This is a genomic window from Xanthomonas hortorum (assembly GCF_024339125.1).
GTDB classification, from domain to species: Bacteria; Pseudomonadota; Gammaproteobacteria; order Xanthomonadales; family Xanthomonadaceae; genus Xanthomonas; species Xanthomonas hortorum.
The window spans coordinates 4156137-4172514 of the sequence record NZ_CP101417.1 but is presented as its reverse complement, the minus strand read 5'-3'; the positions used below and the strand labels follow the sequence as shown (position 1 = coordinate 4172514).

The window sequence follows — 16378 nt, the reverse complement described above, 5'->3', positions numbered from 1 at the left end:
TAATGCATCTATGAGGCTTTGTGTTCTTTTGGCTTTTCCAATTTTATATCTTCCTGTAATTGCTTGGGCTCAAGGCTGTCCGCCAGGGCAGTATCAAATTGGTGGGCAGGGAGCTATCGCATGTGCGCCTATTCCCCAAGGAAGCTCTCAAGAGACTGCACCAGCACCTCGGCCGCTAGGAAAATGGATCAAAACTTGGGGGGCTGTGTCGCTTGATAAATCTGATGTGGGAGCTTTAGGCGTTTCAGTAGGGAAACTTTCTAAGCGCGAAGCTCAGCGAGATGCGATAGCTGGGTGCATCAAGGCGGGAGGAAAGAACTGTAAAGATTGGGCGGCATATGAAAACCAGTGTGCTGCAGTTGCAGAGCCTTATAAAGATGGACGTTCTTCAGCAGGAAGCTTGCATTTCAGAACGGGAGCTTCAGCTGAGGATATTCAGCGCGAGGTCAGAGACATTTGCTCATCAGAGAACAACGGGGAATGTCGAGTTATTTACACTGCGTGCTCCGAGCCAATCTTTCAGAGGTATTAATTACATGTATCTTATTTTTGGGCATGCACCGATCAAATTTCAAATATTTTTGAGGCCTGCCCTTATCTGACTCAGTTATGCGTTGCGCGCGGATGATCATCCGCTTCTATCGTGGCTTCTGAGGCAACTTCCCGAAGTTTTAGGTAAGGGTTGTTTGGCGGAAGCTCGCCAAATACACCCTGCCAACGCTCAAGCAGGTAGCCGTGAAGCCGGCGCGATTTGCGAGGTCCGGTTACTTCGCACGTCCAGATGTTCAGGCCATTGGCTTGCTTACGGTGTAGATGCAATTTCTCAAATCTCTTTTGCGCCCACTGCCAATCTGCCATCTCCTCACGCTTGGCATAGTCAGCGATTTGAGGATGTTCTTGCGCATAGCGCTGAAACACACCTGGGCTTACCAGATAGACGGCATCCGCCACGATATGCACCAGCGCCTTAGCGTCGTTGATGACGAGTCGGCGCGATGCAATCGCCTGCTGCAGCCATGTCACAAAATGATCAGCTGACATTTGAGTTGAGGTGCCATTCGACTCGTCCCTGGATGGTTGGGTACTGGTCGACATTGGATTTTTTTTCGCTGGGACGGACTCGCTCACCTGGTGTGGCTTTCCGGGAGCTTCAGGCATTGGCTGAGACGATGAACTTCCTTGGTCATCGGCCTTCGGCGGATCTGGTGCCCCAATCATTGCCAGCAGTTCATCCATCATGTCCGGCGCGTTTTTCGCTACGGGTTGTGTGCTCAACGAAGGCTTCGATTCCAACGGCGGATTGGCTCGATCATCGGCGGTGTCCTGCATGGCCGAGTCAAGCAAGTCCGGCGCACTCTCGCCGGTTGTCTCGGCACCTTGGGCTGCTTCAACAAGCACCGTCCCCGCGTAGGCGGCCGGCCGCTCACCAGCCTCCCAGATCAGGGCCGGCGAGAGCCGCAGTAACGTAAAGGCATGTGACCAGCCGCTTGAGCTGGTCACCGTTGCGCGCCAGATCGCTTTGCCGTCCGGTGCGGGCTGGAGCATGCTGTGCTCTTGAAGAACGTTGAACACAGCTGAGTTGTTCGCTGGGATGCCGTCTATGCCTTGCGATAACAGGTGGGCACGCAACTTGTCCGAGACGGTCTTGCTGACGAGCCAGAGCGCATCGTGCGTCAGCCAGCCATCGGACGCCTGGGGCTGATTTAGTTTCAACTCTTCCTTGAGCAGATAGCGCAGGCCGTCAAGCAGCTTGCGCTGCAGAGCATGCTTCGGTGCGGCCATCGCCTTTGCCGGATCGCCTCCCAGTTCTTGGGCGACGGACGCACGGTCAGCCTTGATCACCAGTTCCCCGAGCACCCCGGCATGCTCGTACTGTCCTGCCATGATGTACAGCAGCGCCGCCCACAGCGATGGGAAGCCGCTGAGCCAGTCAAGGATGAAGCGATCGATCACCTGGTGGTACAGCAGGCCGGTAGCTGCACTGTGCAGGCGGTACTCGCGATCCTCTCGATAGCGGAATCGGTAGGGTTGCTTCAGCTGGCCATGCCAGGGGTGCCAGACACTGCCGTCGGCCTGCTCGACATGCAGATCAACAGCGATCTTGCCGATGTCGTGAAGCAGGGCGGCGTAGGCGGTGGCGGCGGTCCAGGCTTCGGCTTGTGCGGCCTGGTCTTCGGGTGTTGCGCCAGCGGGCAGCAGATAGGACTGCCGCAGCTTGAGCGCGTAGGCAACGATTTCAAGACCATGGTCGAGCATGCCGCCGTGGTAGGCATGGTGGTGGCTCTCTGAGGCGGAAAATTGCTGCACAAGCGCGGCGTAGCGCTCCAAGGGCGTGCGGTACAGCGTGTCGAACTGCTGGCGAGACAGCGACGTGCGCTGCCAAATGTGTTCCAGCAGCTTCTGACGGCGTGGGGTGGCGAGCAAGGACGCGGCCGTCTCCGGCCGCGTCAGCCCTTTCGGGAGGTCGGTGGTGGGTCCTGGCGACGCAGCGGCAGCGACCGAAGCCCTTTTTCGCTGGAACAGGGAGAGCATGTAGGTGTCCTGATAGCGGGCCGTGCGGGAGGCCTTTTAGCCTTTTCGGGGTAGGGCCTTTCCCCTTGCACCCCATTCCCTTGCCATTTCTGCCCTTTGGTCTTTAGCCGTTTCGGTATAGCGAGGCTCAGATTGCGGTTCCAGCGTCAATGTGGAATCCGCTTGTGTGGATTGGGCGGCGACCCTCTGTGCTAGCTCTGCCTATGCTGCGCGGACGCCGTTTCAGCCAAGAGGGTTTTATCAGGCGACAAAGTTGACAAAGACGACAGGGGAGACTAGGGTGATTCCTGTCTTAAACCTGCCTGGGAGATGATCATGTCCAATTCCACTGAGTTAATTGCCGACCGTTTGCCGCGCGTCACGGTGGAGGATGTGCGTCGCTTCGCCGCCATTGTTGATATCCGAGATGCCGGGGCTTTCGCGGCCGAGCTGCAGGCGTTCGTCCACGAGCGTGTAGAGGCGGTGGAGCTTCCCGCCCGCCTGGAAATGGAGACGATGGAGCAGACCTTGGCACGCAAGGCGGCCGCGCTGCGCGCCGAGACGCGCTGGGCACCGAATGAAACCGAAGTCCAGCGTGGCCGCACCGCGTTGCTGAAAACCTTTAACCAGCCGCATAACCTGCCGATCCCCGAATTCGCCAAGTTGGCGGACAAGTCGCGTCAGCAGATCTACAAGGACATCCTCGCCCGTCGGTTGCTGGCACTGAACGTGGGGCCGCGCGGCCAGAAGCTGCCCGACTGGCAACTCGACCCGGTGAAACAGCAGTTGACCCAAGCCGTCCTCCAGGAGGTCGAGGGCATCGACAACTGGACGATTTACGGTGCGCTTTCCGAACCGCTCGAAGGCTTGGGCGGGCGTTCGCCGGTAGATGCGGTGACGCCAGACTCGATCGACAAGGTGAGCGAGGCCGTGTTCAACGTGCTGGGCGTTCAGGTGCATTGAGGTGAAACTGCCATGAGTCGTGAGCTGCCGTCGTTCCTGATCGATGCGGGTGAACTGCTCCAGCATGTGAGCCGCGTCGTCTATCGAGGCAGTCCGCTGCACTATGGCCGCAGCAGCACCAACCGCTACGACGACCCGACGGGGGCCTACGGCGTGCTCTACCTGGGGCCCGACCTACCTACGGCGCTGATGGAATCGGTGTTTCACAAGCACCAGTGGCTTGCGGACACCACGCGCTCGATCGCGCTGCAAGAAGTCCAGGGTCGGATGGTGCGCGCCGTGGGCGTTTTGTGCGACTTGCGCCTAGCCGATCTCACGGCACCGGGCGTCATGGCGGGCTACTTCGGCTTGAACCTGGAGCAATTGGCCAGCCGCGACTACACGCACACACAGCAGGTGTCCACCCAGGTGCATGCGATGCTCGGCGACGACGGCCTGCCGCTGTTCGACGGGGTACTCTATCCGTCGCGCAACAACTATCCCGCCAAGAGCATTGCCCTGTTCGAGCGTGCGGAAGCGAAAGTCAGGGTCATCAAGGACATCGACCTGGTTGACCACGTGGACTGGCCGGGTTTCGTTGCTACCTATCGCATCGGTGTGGAGCCCGACCCTGGGCCGGTGGAACCGGATGACGAAGCGTCCTAAAGCAGCAAAAGAGTACATTGATGCCCCAAGCAGAGTGAATTGGACCAGACTGGAATAGGAATTCCTCGTGTAGCAGGAGACGATCATGAACACGACAACCCGCATCAGTACCGCAGAACGTCTCGGCCGCAGCGTTGGCCGTGGATGGCGCGCCTATGCGCGCGGCGAGCGAAGGTTGGCGAGCTGGCTCGCCTCTAAAGGCGTGCCTGTCGTTGGTGCCGCGTTGGCGTTGTGGGTGGTCAAGCTAGCTGTGCTGGGACTTCTGCTCTACGTTGCTTCCTGGCTGGCGGTTTTGCTGCTGTCGGGAGTTGCGGCGGCATGGATGGCAGGTAGTTTGGCTAGAAGGGACGACCGCTGGGCACAACAGGACGAACTGCGCAATGGGGAGGCGGGCTTCGGACTGTATTCGTCTTCCGGTCAAAGGATCGACCCTCACGACCCGAACGACCCGTTTGATGGCTGAGGTTTGGCTGGCCCGTCACAGCGCCTTCCGGCTACCTTGTTTACACCTGCCCCGGCGGTATCACGCGCTTCCTTGAAGCCGACGGCAAGGTTCTGCGCTATCACTCCAACCTTGACTCGGCCACCCCAAGGGCGCGACCCAAAGGTCGGTAGGATCAAGAACATCTTCCCGTGACGAAGTTCAGCAGCATGTCGCCGAATGCGTTGTTCAAGCCAATCATCGGATTGAAATTGTTGTGTGGCCGGTTCCAGCCCCATCGTAGAGCGCGTCCAAGATTGTGCTGTCGATCCAACGGGCCAACTGGAACTAGAAATCCAAGAGGAACAACCCGAACTGCGCCACGCTGACGGTGACGACTGTCTTGAGGTCGTAGGTGCCGACGACCAATACCAGCGAAATGCAATCACCAACGCCATCTTGAGCAGCACGAGCACCATGGGTAGGGCCAGGCGCGCTACGTGCATGGCCGGGAATATTGCGAGTTTCCAACGGCCATTCCCATGTCGTCTGCCGCGCGCGTCACGATGTTCGGCAAGATGAATAGCCCCGGAGGGATTCAGTGCTGCGTAGCTCAAGGACATAGAGTTCAAGAGGCGTGTTTGCATGACCTACGATCAGGAAGAAACCGGGTTTGCGAGACCACGCTGGACTATCGCGCAGACGTAACGACTGCCGAGTGTCCGAATGACGTGGTCGCAGGGAGGCAAGTTGTCTACTTTTAGGCAAGCACTCCGATATGGATTGTTGCGTATGGTAATAATGAGGTGGAATTTATAATTGCTAAAAAATATGAATTAAGCACTAATAAAAAGGATGTTTTTATATGTCAGAGCCTAGTCGTCATTCCCTCAAAGCCGTGTCAACCCTGCCTATCTCTGAACATCGACTGGAAATTCGCCATTTACGATATTTCAAGGCGGTCGCAGAAGAGTTGAGTTTTACCCGTGCAGCCGAAAAGCTGCATATGGCCCAGCCACCGTTGAGTCAGCAGATCAAACAACTCGAAGATGAGCTGAATGTGAAACTGCTTGAGCGCGACACTCGGCCCATCCGTCTGACCGAAGCGGGGGAGCAGTTTCTGCTCAGGGTCAATTCCATTCTGGCGGATATCCATAACAGCATTCGCGACGTAAAGGGCATCGCCGAAGGGCGCAGTGGGCGTCTGGTGATAGGGTTCGCGGGCTCGGCCATGTACAACGGTTTACCCGAAGTGCTGGGTCTGTTTCAGCAATGCTGTCCGGGGGTGGAGTTGGCATTCAAAGAAATGCTTGCCGCCGAGATATCCCCTGCGCTCCTGACGCGCAGCATCGACATAGGCTTCGCCCGCCCCCCTATTAACGAGAACCCGGCGATCCATCAAAAACTGCTGTTGAACGAACCTTTGGTCGCGGCCGTCCCGGCATGGCACCGACTGGCCGGGCGCGAGCGCATCAGCGTGACGGACCTGCACGGCGAAAAAGTCGTGCTCTACCCCCGTTATCCTCTTCCCAGCCTGACCGATCTGATCCTGAACACGCTCGACGCAGCGTCGGTCAGGGTGCACATCGTGCAGCCGATCGAGAACCTGCAAGCGGCCCTGGGGCTTACGCGAGCCGGAGTGGGGTTGACATTCGTGCCTCAGAGTGTGGGCGCCGAGCAGCGCCAAGGCATTGTGTTCTTGCCCATTGAGGGGGATCTACTGCGCTCGCCAATGAGCGCCGCCTGGCTAACCGAAAACTGCACGGCTGCGGTACACAATTTGTTACCGATGCTCGACCTGGCCGGTACATGGCTGCAGGCTCAACGCCCCCCAGCAACGGGAACAATAGCGCCGGTTACGTAAGTTGCTGCAGATGAGGCAAGCCAGGCAACGCAGTCTGCAACCTCTTCGGGTTGACCGGCCCTCTCCATGGGCACCGCCGTCGCCAGGGTGGCCGCCCGGTCGGGCTTGCCGGCGGCGGCGTGCAGGTCTGTCTCAATGAGCCCCGGCGCCACGGCGTTGACTCGAATACCATCGCCGGCTACTTCTTTAGCCAAGCCATGGGTGAGGCTATCGATCGCGCCCTTGGTGGCGGCGTAATGGATCCACTCGCCGCCGCCACCCAACTGTGCAGCACGCGAAGAAACGTTGATGATTGACCCCCCATGCCCGCCTCGGGAATAGCCCATGCGCCGGACGGCTTCACGTGCACACAGGAACGCGCCAAACACATTCACCTGGAAAACCCGCTGCAACTGTTCGAAGGTCAGCGCTTCGAGCCGGCAAAAGCCTTCAGTGATTCCAGCGTTGTTGACCAGCAGCGTCAACTGCTCGCCCTGTTGATCCAGCATATTGAACAGGGTAAGTACCTGTTGTTCGCAGGCGATGTCCAGTTGCATTGCCTGCGCCTTACCGCCTGCCGCAACGATGGTTTGGATGACTCGCTCGGCGGCGGTGGCGTCCCGGGTGTATGTCAGGACCACGTGATAACCGAGCCCCCCAAGCTTCAAGGCAATGGCAGCGCCGATACCGCGACTGCCACCAGTCACCACTGCAAGTTCTGCCATAAAAGACCTCTTCTACTGTAGGTAAGTTAATTAACTTCCACATATATAAGCGATTTGTTCTGGCTGTCAATAGGTCGCATACAGTATATGCCGGTTCTATAAAAACATACTTCATCAGTATTGGACGATCGCCTCGGCCCTGCCTAGCCTTTGTTGCCAGTTCGTTGCGTAGTTGCTTCCGCGCCCCGTTATTAGATCAATGGGGAAGTATTATTACAGGGAATAAATATGTCGGGACTACTAATTACTAAGTTAGCCAATTGGATAAACCGCACGCCTGAGCAAGTCGCCTTGTGTGATGCTTACCGGCAGATTAGTTGGGAAGTACTGGGCCTTGAGGCTAGGGCATTGGCCCATAGACTGGTCGAGTGCGGGGCAGGGCACGGCAAACTGGTGGCCGTGGTCGGGCCCAGAAACCTGGAGATCGTGATTGGGTTGGTGGCTGTCATGTTCAGCGGCGCGACCTACACGATAATCGAGGTGGCTGACCAGCAGGAGGAGGCCACCGCCCGGCTGGCGCAGATTGGAGCCGACCTCGTTATTGCGACCGGAGGCTATGGCCTGGAGTGTGACAACGTTGTGCGTTATCACTTTAGCGCAAGCCAGGCCCCTGTACCCTCCATCACGCTGCCTTGTACCGCAGACGCTGCCGCCTACGTGCTGTACACCTCGGGTTCCACCGGTACCCCTAAGGGCGTCGCGGTATCCCATGACAACATTGCGCATTATTGCCGCGGTATTACTCAGGTGTTGGGAATCCGCGATGGGCTGCGTTATGCCCACGTGAGCACGCTGGCGGCGGACTTGGGCAATACCGGGCTGTTTTTGGCGCTGTGGACCGGTGGCAGCCTCTATGTGGCAGACGACGCCGAACGCAAAGACCCGCAAGCGTTGTGCCGGCTATTGAGCGAGCGCAACATCGATATGCTGAAAATCACGCCTACCCATTGGCGCACAGTGCTTGAGCAAGCCGGGGGCGGTACAACCCGGCGCCCGGAATTGGGCTGGTTGTTGCTCGGGGGAGAACCGCTGAGCGCGGCGCTTGCGCGGGCCACGTTGGCCAGTGGCGCGGTAACCCAACTTTTTAATCACTATGGCCCGACTGAGGCCACCATCGGTATCAGTGTTCAAGCCGTGGAGCCGGGTGCCTGGCTCGATAGTCTCAAGGGCAGTGTGCCCATGGGGCGGCCTCTGGGTGAAACAGAGATCCGCATTTACAACCGTGAAGGCGTTCACTGTGCGCCTGGGGAAGTTGGCGAACTATTTATCGGTGGGCCGCAGGTGGCACTTGGTTACTGGAAGCGCTCAGACTTGGATGCCGGACGCTTCGTCGAGCTTGACGGTCGCCGATTCTACCGCTCCGGAGACCAAGTGCGATTGGACGCCCAGGGCCAGTTGCAATTTGTTGGCCGGGCAGATCGGCAAGTCAAGGTCAATGGTTATCGGGTCGAGCTGGGCCATGTCGAAGTGGTCCTGCAACGCATTCTGGACGCGCGCGCTGTGGTGGTTCATCACCGCTACGATGAGCGCGATTACCTGCTGTGTGCCTACGAAGGCGTGCACCAAAGTGCCGCGCAATTGCGTAGCGAACTTTCCAAGACCCTGCCCGGATATATGGTGCCGTTTCGCTTCGATCACTTGGCAAAGTTGCCGATGAACGCCAACGGTAAACTCGACATCGTCGCGGTAGAACACCAGTTACTCGCCAGCTTCACGGCGGCGCTGGCGGACGCAGCCCAAGCCCAGCCCGTTGGCGATAACCCGTCTGACAAGGTGAGGGGGATTTTTCAGCGCCACTGCCGGGCGATGACCGTGGATGCTACGAGCGATTTCTTCGATTTAGGCGGTGACTCTCTGGATGCCGTGCGGCTGATCTCTGAGTTACAACTCGAGGGGTTCGATGTCACCGCCCGCGCGTTTCTGGGCAACCCGACCCTCAACGGGCTGTTGGACCAATTACGCTGCGCCACGCAGCAAACGACCGACGACACTGGGAGCGAGCGTGAGACCAACCCCTGCAAGGCCGGCCCGGCACAAGAATGGTTCCTGCAGCAGGACTTTCGCGAACCGAATCGGTGGAGCCAGTCCATGCTGGTCGAAGCCGGCGTGCGGCTCTATGCAGACCGGCTGCAGCGTGCCTGCCTGCAAACGCTTCAAGCACATGAACTGCTGCGATCTCGCTTTTGCTATGACAGCATTGAACACGCCTGGGTGTTCGAGGCTGTGCCGGCTTACGAACATGTGTTTTCCTGCTGGGAAGCAGATGCAGCCGTGGACGACCTCGCTGCACTGCTGAATCAGCGCTATGCCGCCCTCGAACAGAAGTTGAATGTCAGCGCAGGTACGCTGTTTTTTGTAGAACTGATTCGTGCAGGGGGTAAGCAGTACCTGCTACTTGTGGCACATCACTTGGCGGTCGATGTAGTGTCCTGGAGTTTGATCCTGGATGAGCTGACGGTGCGTTATGTCAACGATGGCCAGGCGTGTCCGCTTCGCTCGTTGAGCTACGCCAATTGGACACGGCATTTGCACGAGCACCAGGCTCAGTGGGCCGCAGATGCAGGCTGGTGGCATCAGCGCCTGTCCGTCACGCAGCCGCAAGCCTTCGAGGCGGGTACAGAAGCGGATGCACACACCGCTTGGGTTTCGTTCAGCCGTAGCGAAACCGCACACATTATTGAACGTGCAGCCGCAGCGGGCATTTCGATCGACCAATACTTACTGGGCACCTACCTGCAATTGGCCAGCCTTCATTGGCCGGAGCCGGTTCTCAACGTCACAGTGGAAAGCCATGGGCGGCTCAGCCTGAGCGACGAGGTGGATGTATCACGCACGGTTGGCTGGTTTACTGCAGCCTTTCCAGTCGCGGTGCCAGCAAGCGATCTGCTACACGCACCGGCGCTGGTGGTCGGTCGAGCCTTGGCACAGGTTCCCAACCTAGGTCATTCCTATGCCTTGTCCGGGTTGCCGTCCACCGCCACCCGTCATTGCTTCAACTATCTGGGCAGAGCCCGGTTGGGCCTGCGCGACGATCTGCAACTGCGTCCTGCTGCCGTGGCCTACCAAGGGGTGCGCGGGCGCGATAACCATCGCGTGAATCAGTTCAAGCTGACCGGCAGGCTGCTGGAAGAACAGTTGATCCTGGACTTGAACTTCAATGCACGGATGAGCAGTCCCGCCCAAATGCAGGCGTTCGCGCAGGGGTTGCGGCATGCGCTGCTCGGGGCGGACGCCCAGCCAGCCGGCATTTATCTGAGTTCAAGCAGCTCCAGCGGCGCTTTATGGAACATTCCCGCGCAGGCGTTGCCAGCAACCACAGGCTTTGCGACCGATACGCCCGTCAATGCGCCCGGCACTATTTTGTTGACCGGCGCCACCGGCTTCATTGGGGTGCACATACTGCGCGAGCTGCTCGAGCAGAGTTGCGCGACCGTGCACTGTCTGGTGCGGGCTCCTTCGCAAGCGGATGCCCAGCAGCGGCTTACGGAAGTCTGGGCACACTTCTTCGGTCACAGCCAGCCGCTCTCTGCTATCGAGCGCGTGCGAGTGATTGTTGGTGACATGCGTCAGCCTCGTCTCGGTTTGGCGCAGATCGATTGGGACCATTTGGCCTCCACTGTGGACGCGGTCTATCACTTTGCAGCCGACACGCGCCTGGTGGGCAGCCGCGTGGACATGCAACGCAGCATCGTTGCACCCGCCTATGAGCTCATCCGCTTTGTGGAGGCCGGCAAGAGCAAGGTGCTACATTTTATGTCTACGTTGGCCGTGGGCGGTTGTTACCGAGGCAAGCTGGCGGCGCGATTCGATGAAGATGCCCTCGATGTCGGTCAAGACTTTCTGAATGAGTACGAGCGCAGCAAATTCTTGACCGAAGGCATTGTTCGGGAACTGGCCTATCGCGGGCACAGCGCGTTCATCTATGGATGGTCTGATCAACGGCATCGGAGGATGAGCCTAACCACATCGACCAGGCTGACGGCGCTCAGATCCTCGATTTTTTTGCCGTTTCCGGCGCGTTTGCAGGGTGTTGCCCGGGTTACAGGCGCACGTTCCCCATCGTCGGCAGTAACTGCTTTCGCTTCATCCACAGGTTCGATAGCGCAAACAAGGTCAGCACCTGCGCGGTGTTCTTGGCCAGGCCGCGATAGCGGACCTTGGTGTAGCCGAACTGGCGCTTGATCACCCGGAATGGATGCTCCACCTTCGCGCGCACGCTGGCCTTGAAGTGTTCCCAACGTCTTTCCCGAGCACGCTCGCGTTTGTTGCCGAGGGCTTGCATCGTCGAGGGCCTGGCGGCGATGAAGAATGCAGCCTTGCAGGCCTGCAGTTCTTCGCGTTTGTCCGCACCGGTGTAGCCGCTATCGCCGAACACGCTGTCTTCTTTGCCATGCAGCAACGTGTGCATCACCGTGACATCGGCGACGTTGGCGGCTGTGCAATGGACGTGGTGCACCAACCCGGAAAATTCATCCACGCCGATGTGCGCCTTCATCCCGAAATACCACTGATTGCCCTTCTTGGTCTGATGCATCTCAGGGTCGCGCGCGTTGTCGGCATTCTTGGTCGAACTGGGCGCCGCGATCAGCGTCGCATCGACGATCGTGCCCGACCGCAGGCTCTGGCCCTTGCGCGCCAGATGCGCGTTGACCGCTTCCAGCATCCGCGCGGCAAGGCCATGGGTCTCCAGCAGGCGCCGAAAGTTGAGAATCGTGGTCTCGTCCGGAACGTTGTCCAAGCCACCGAGCTGGGCAAACCGCCGCAAGGTCGGGATCTCGTGCAGTGCTTCTTCCATCGCCGGATCGCTCAGCGCATACCACTGCTGCAGCAGATGAATCCGCAACATCGTCGCCAGTGCGTACGGCTGCCGACCTGGCCGGCCCGATACCGGATAGTGCGGCGCGATCAGACCGAGCAGTTGCTGCCACGGAACCACCTGCTCCATCTCGGCCAGAAAGATCTCGCGCCGGGTCTGCTTGCGCTTGCCCAGGCCCTCAGCGTCACCGAACGTCAGTTGCATGGATCACTCCTCAACATCAGGCGGGTAGTGTCGCGTATCTGTGGTGCGTTGTTCAGAGGTTCCCTATCGCTCCGGGAATGTGACAGGGCATTCACAAACTGCTCTGTTCCAGCGCAATGCCGATGCCAACCGCTGGGTGCAGTGCGTGAATGCGATCGCCCATGCGGGAATGGTACCGGTCAACTACAACGAGCCTTTAGTGCTTAGTCCGGTCGATACCGTTGCCCGTGGCATCGTGGTGCTCTCGCTGGACAGCAGCCTTCCCAGCGGCACCTATCACGTCGAGTCACCCTTATCGATATCGCCCGGCCTATTCGTAGACGCGCTTCAAAAGCTGGGTATTCCCGTGGCACGCACCGTTGCAGGCAGCCTCAAGGAGGCGCTGGAACGGTCCGGGAAAACCGCTTTGGCGCCGGTCGCGCTCGGCTTGTTTTGGGCATCGCGAGAGCCCCGCAACATTATCTACGACCATTCCCGAACGCTGTCACGGCTGTCAGCCCACGGAGTGGAATTCACTGAGCTGTCGCACGACTGGGTATTGAGGTTCGTGAAGCGCCTGAGCGATCTGGGCCTATTCCGTCAGGCGCAGCCGGCAGCATTTAATGCAAGTGTTCAACGCAAGGAGTACAGCAGGACATGACTAACCACATGACAGTCGCGGTATCAGGCGGCACCTCTGGCATCGGCCGAGCGATAGCGCAAAACCTCGCGCAATCAGGTATTCAGGTGGCCATCAGCGGGCGTAATCAGGACAGCCTGGAGCAGATCTGCGCGGCTTCCCAGCAGCCCGGAGGCATCATCGGCGTAGCGGCAGACGTACGCGATGTCACCCACGTGGAGCAACTGTGGCGCGCGAGTGAACACAACTTCGGCGAGCCGCCGAGTGCCTTTGTGCTCTGCGCAGGTAGGGGCTTGCCCGGCTCGCTGCTCACCTCGGACCAGGCGCAATGGGAGGAGCTGATTGCTATCAATGTGCTTGGCGCGATGCAGCAATTACGCGCCGTGGCCAAAGCGTTCAGCGAGCGCGAGCGCAGCAGCGATACGGTGCAGGACATCGTCGTGATCGGCTCCACCGTTGGCCGCACGTTGTCCGCGGGCAACCCCGTCTATGGGGCCACCAAGTTCGCCCTGCATTCTCTGGTGGAGTCGCTGCGCCAGGAACTGGCCAGCAGCCTGATCCGCGTCACTCTGATTGAGCCTGGTTTCGTGCGCAGCGGGTTCCAGCAGTCCGCAGGTTACGACATGAACGCCTTCGACACGCTGGAACGTGACCTCGGCCCGTTCCTGAGCGCTGAGGATGTAGCCCGCTCCATCCGTTTCGTGCTTGATCAGCCGCCCCACGTGCATATCGATGACATCCGTCTGCGTCCCACCCGCCAGCGGGTTTGATCCTACGTATTTTTTTCCCAATGAGGACTAAAGGCATGAACGTACAAGTAAAACCGGCAAGAAGAGAAATCGCTCCGGCCATCGTCGCCACGGAATTAACGACCGACACGCTTCTCGAACTGTCGATGCGCGAGATCGGTGCCATTCATGTCAAGGGCTATTACCCGGTAGACGTTGCTGATCGGGCAGCGTCCCGGTGTATCGACCACCCGAAACTGGGCCACTACAACAAAAAGTACACCAGCAGCGTGGGACGCATCTGTACACCTCATATCGACTCGGAATGGGATCCGTTGGCAGCGCGCAAGTATCACGATGAAGCAGTGGAAAACATTCAGGACCTACGCACGCTGTTTGCTCCGCATCTGACGCCGGCCGACAAAATTCGCCTGCAATTGCAGGAGTTCTGGCCGGGCGGTGCAAACATTCAGCGCTTGCACGGACATAGCTGCTTTGTGGGAGCCATCCGGGTATTCAGGCCTTCCTCATCGCGCTTTTATCCGCATAACGACACCATCATCGAAGAGTCGGATGCGCCTGAACTGGCCGGTATTGAAGAGCAGATGGTCGCTAATATGTACTTACGCACCCCCAAGCAGGGCGGCGACCTGCAACTCTGGTTGCGCGACCCGACCCCCGAGGAAATGGTTAAAATCCGCGACGTTGAAGGCCTGCTGCCAGATGAGGTCGAGCAAGCTCCGCTGGTGATCCATCCCGATGCTGGCGATTTGATCATTTTTAGCTCGCGCATGCTGCACGCCGTTACGCCCAGCGATGAGAGTTATCGTATTGGCATGGCAGCGTTTATCGGTTGCTATGGCAGTGATCGACCGTTGACTTATTGGAGCTGAGTTTTCAGCAACGGCAGGGCGCCGCTACACCGCGCGCGTCACCTCGGCGACACTTATGAAACGATACCTGATCTTGTTTGGCTCAGATCTGCAATCACGTAGTGGCCTTGTGCGATGGATGAAAGAGGTCGGTTTCGCGGGGCCACGTGTTGGCCCCGGGTTTCTGTTCACTCCTTGGCTTGACCGCCATGAGGGGGGACGCGGGGATCTTTTCTTCGCGTTGCGCCAGCACGAAATCGACTTTGCGGTGGTACCGGGGGGCCTGACCTTGAGGCGCTTTCGCCTGTTAGCTTGCGACATGGATTCCACCCTCATCGAGAGCGAAACCATGGTGGAACTGGCCAACCTTGCCGGGGTAGGGCAGCAAGTCAGCGCACTCACCCTCCAGGCGATTACGGATCCTGGGCACGACTACGCCGCCAGCATGCGCTATCGAATCGGCCTGCTGCGCGGAACGGCGTTAAGCGATGTACACGAATTGATAGAACATTCCTGCCCGCTCGCTCCTGGTGCACGCGAGTTGATCCACGCAGCGGCAGCGGCCGGCCTTCGCAGCGCTATCGTCAGCGGCGGCTTTCAGTTGGTTGCGCAGCCGCTTCGCCAGGCACTGGGAATTGACGAGGCGTTTGCACATGAGTTGGAGATCGCCCATGAGACCCTTACCGGCACGCTACTCGGCGAGGTGATCGACGCCCAGGGCAAAGCTGACATCCTGGCCAGTCTTTGCAAGCGCAACGGCTTTTCGCCGCAGCAGGTAATTGCCGTGGGGGATGGTGCCAACGATCTGGAAATGGCCAGGTTCTGCGGCCTGTTTGTAGGTTTTCGGCCACAGGCAGCGCTGCTGCCGGCGTGCGATATCGTGCTGGACCACACTGGGCTCGACGGCATAATCCATGCCTTGGCGTGTAGCGAGCAGATTGGCAGTGAGGCGTTCCCTCACAGCCTGCATAATGAGGGTGTTGAGTGAGGAAATGCCTGAAGGCGTTACGCAAGCGTGCGGATCTGCTGATCTGCTTAGTGTTCTTGCTGCTGTGGTCGTCCGGGTTTTCCATTGTCAAAGTGGGACTGAACTACAGCAGTCCATTATTGTTTCTATGGTTGCGCTATGTGCTGGTGGTACTGGTGCTGTTGCCGCTGGTGTTCCTGCAAAAGCCCCCCTTGCCTAAAGGCCGGCAATGGCTTGGCCTTATCGCCATCGGCATGCTCATGCAGTGCGTTTACTTTGCCGGGACTTACCTGGCGATAAGTGCGGGAATTTCCGCAGGCCTTTTGGCGCTGATCGTATCGATGCAGCCGGTGCTGGTCGGTGTGGCCTCGCCGCTGCTGCGTACACCGCTGGCTCGTCCTCAATGGATGGGCATGTTGTTGGGGTTCGCTGGCGCAGCGGTGGTCATCCTGAGCAAGTCGCAAGTGGAGCGCTTCACCGCGTTGGGCATGGGCTTGGCGTGGCTGTCGTTGCTGGGTCTTTGTGGCGCCGTGCTCCTGGAGAAAACCCTGGAGCCGCAGCCGGTGCTGGTGTCGTTGACCGTTCAGTATGTGTTTGGCCTTGTGGTGGTAGTGCCATTGGTGCTGAGCCTGGAAACCACGCACCTCGTTTGGACTTGGCCGCTGCTCGGGGCGCTCGGTTATCTGGCGTTATGCAACTCGCTGCTGGCTGTGGCGCTGCTGATGTTGATGATCCGGCGCAACGAGGCGGCTAAAGTATCAGCGGTGTTTTTTTTGGTGCCTCCCTGCGCCGCGCTTTTCGCTCTCGTACTGCTGAATGAACCGATGCCAGCGCTGGCTTGGGCCGGCGTGGTGCTAGCAGCGGCTGGCGTGCGGCTGTGCACTAAGCCAACGGATGTGCAGCCCCAGGAACGGGCCTGATGATCACAAAGCCATCAATAAAAACAGAGGGTGCTGAGACGACGCTTACACACCGAAGAACAAATCGGCCTTGAATTCCTCTATGAAGATGTGCTTGCCAATGCTAAGCACAGCTAGGCTGTAAATGTCCCATTGGCTCTCCCT

Annotated in this window: 13 protein-coding genes and 2 pseudogenes; 11 read left to right on the top strand and 4 right to left on the bottom strand. The window is 58.9% G+C overall.

Annotation, left to right across the window (positions count from 1 at the left end; all coding sequences use genetic code 11):
• The first annotated feature begins 10 nt into the window (after positions 1-10).
• Positions 11-532 carry a DUF4189 domain-containing protein gene (locus NMB96_RS17915; RefSeq protein WP_053054025.1) on the top strand — a complete coding sequence of 174 codons (522 nt, stop codon included), beginning with the start codon at positions 11-13 and terminating at the stop codon, positions 530-532.
• A 71-nt stretch (positions 533-603) separates the two neighbouring features.
• Here NMB96_RS17915 and mobH read toward each other — a convergent pair whose 3' ends face one another.
• Positions 604-2532 carry a MobH family relaxase gene (gene mobH, locus NMB96_RS17910; RefSeq protein ID WP_011269693.1) on the bottom strand — a complete coding sequence of 643 codons (1929 nt, stop codon included), beginning with the start codon at positions 2530-2532 and terminating at the stop codon, positions 604-606.
• Between the two features lie 315 nt (positions 2533-2847).
• On the opposite strand from mobH, the gene NMB96_RS17905 reads away from it, so the two are divergent.
• The 3 genes from NMB96_RS17905 (at position 2848) to NMB96_RS17895 (ending at position 4582) form a co-directional block, all read left to right on the top strand.
• Positions 2848-3474, top strand: a complete 627-nt coding sequence (locus tag NMB96_RS17905; protein ID WP_011269694.1) for a hypothetical protein — start codon at positions 2848-2850, stop codon at positions 3472-3474.
• A gap of 12 nt (positions 3475-3486) precedes the next feature.
• Positions 3487-4119 (top strand): RES family NAD+ phosphorylase, encoded by a 633-nt coding sequence (locus tag NMB96_RS17900; RefSeq protein WP_033836533.1) that lies wholly within the window; start codon positions 3487-3489, stop codon positions 4117-4119.
• Positions 4120-4204: 85 nt separating this feature from the next.
• On the top strand, positions 4205-4582 hold the full coding sequence (locus NMB96_RS17895) for a DUF3742 family protein (protein WP_039588074.1): 378 nt from the start codon (positions 4205-4207) through the stop codon (positions 4580-4582).
• On the opposite strand, the pseudogene NMB96_RS17890 reads toward NMB96_RS17895, so the two are convergent.
• Positions 4552-5117 (bottom strand): annotated as a pseudogene (locus NMB96_RS17890) (conjugal transfer protein TraG N-terminal domain-containing protein); the annotation flags it as partial. The gene NMB96_RS17895 and the pseudogene NMB96_RS17890 sit on opposite strands and share 31 nt — an antisense overlap.
• Before the next feature lie 288 nt (positions 5118-5405).
• Between NMB96_RS17890 and NMB96_RS17885 the strand changes: the two are divergent.
• Positions 5406-6404, top strand: coding sequence for a LysR substrate-binding domain-containing protein (locus NMB96_RS17885; RefSeq protein WP_057417709.1), 999 nt, complete (start codon positions 5406-5408; stop codon positions 6402-6404).
• Here the strand turns inward: NMB96_RS17885 and NMB96_RS17880 are convergent.
• Positions 6362-7108: an SDR family oxidoreductase gene (locus tag NMB96_RS17880; protein ID WP_039433051.1), complete on the bottom strand. Its 747-nt coding sequence runs from the start codon at positions 7106-7108 to the stop codon at positions 6362-6364. The genes NMB96_RS17885 and NMB96_RS17880 overlap by 43 nt on opposite strands.
• A gap of 228 nt (positions 7109-7336) precedes the next feature.
• On the opposite strand from NMB96_RS17880, the pseudogene NMB96_RS17875 reads away from it, so the two are divergent.
• Positions 7337-10969 (top strand): annotated as a pseudogene (locus tag NMB96_RS17875) (AMP-binding protein); the annotation flags it as partial.
• A gap of 178 nt (positions 10970-11147) precedes the next feature.
• Here NMB96_RS17875 and NMB96_RS17870 read toward each other — a convergent pair.
• Positions 11148-12128, bottom strand: coding sequence for an IS5 family transposase (locus tag NMB96_RS17870; RefSeq protein ID WP_183086593.1), 981 nt, complete (start codon positions 12126-12128; stop codon positions 11148-11150).
• Positions 12129-12273: 145 nt separating this feature from the next.
• On the opposite strand from NMB96_RS17870, the gene NMB96_RS17865 reads away from it, so the two are divergent.
• The 5 genes from NMB96_RS17865 to NMB96_RS17845 are packed head-to-tail and all read left to right on the top strand — an operon-like array spanning position 12274 to position 16234.
• A complete protein-coding gene (locus tag NMB96_RS17865) occupies positions 12274-12768 on the top strand; it encodes a hypothetical protein (RefSeq protein ID WP_255085357.1) in 495 nt (164 codons plus the stop codon).
• The gene (locus NMB96_RS17860; protein ID WP_024420815.1) at positions 12765-13517 is read left to right on the top strand and encodes an SDR family oxidoreductase; all 753 of its coding nucleotides are present in this window, start codon (positions 12765-12767) and stop codon (positions 13515-13517) included. Before NMB96_RS17865 ends, NMB96_RS17860 begins: the two co-directional genes overlap by 4 nt.
• Positions 13518-13552: 35 nt before the next feature.
• Positions 13553-14368, top strand: a complete 816-nt coding sequence (locus NMB96_RS17855; RefSeq protein ID WP_039588099.1) for a 2OG-Fe(II)-dependent halogenase WelO5 family protein — start codon at positions 13553-13555, stop codon at positions 14366-14368.
• 55 nt (positions 14369-14423) lie between these two features.
• The gene (serB, locus tag NMB96_RS17850) at positions 14424-15335 is read left to right on the top strand and encodes a phosphoserine phosphatase SerB (RefSeq protein ID WP_081025316.1); all 912 of its coding nucleotides are present in this window, start codon (positions 14424-14426) and stop codon (positions 15333-15335) included.
• On the top strand, positions 15332-16234 hold the full coding sequence (locus tag NMB96_RS17845; RefSeq protein WP_218974180.1) for a DMT family transporter: 903 nt from the start codon (positions 15332-15334) through the stop codon (positions 16232-16234). Before serB ends, NMB96_RS17845 begins: the two co-directional genes overlap by 4 nt.
• The last annotated feature ends 144 nt before the right edge of the window (positions 16235-16378 follow it).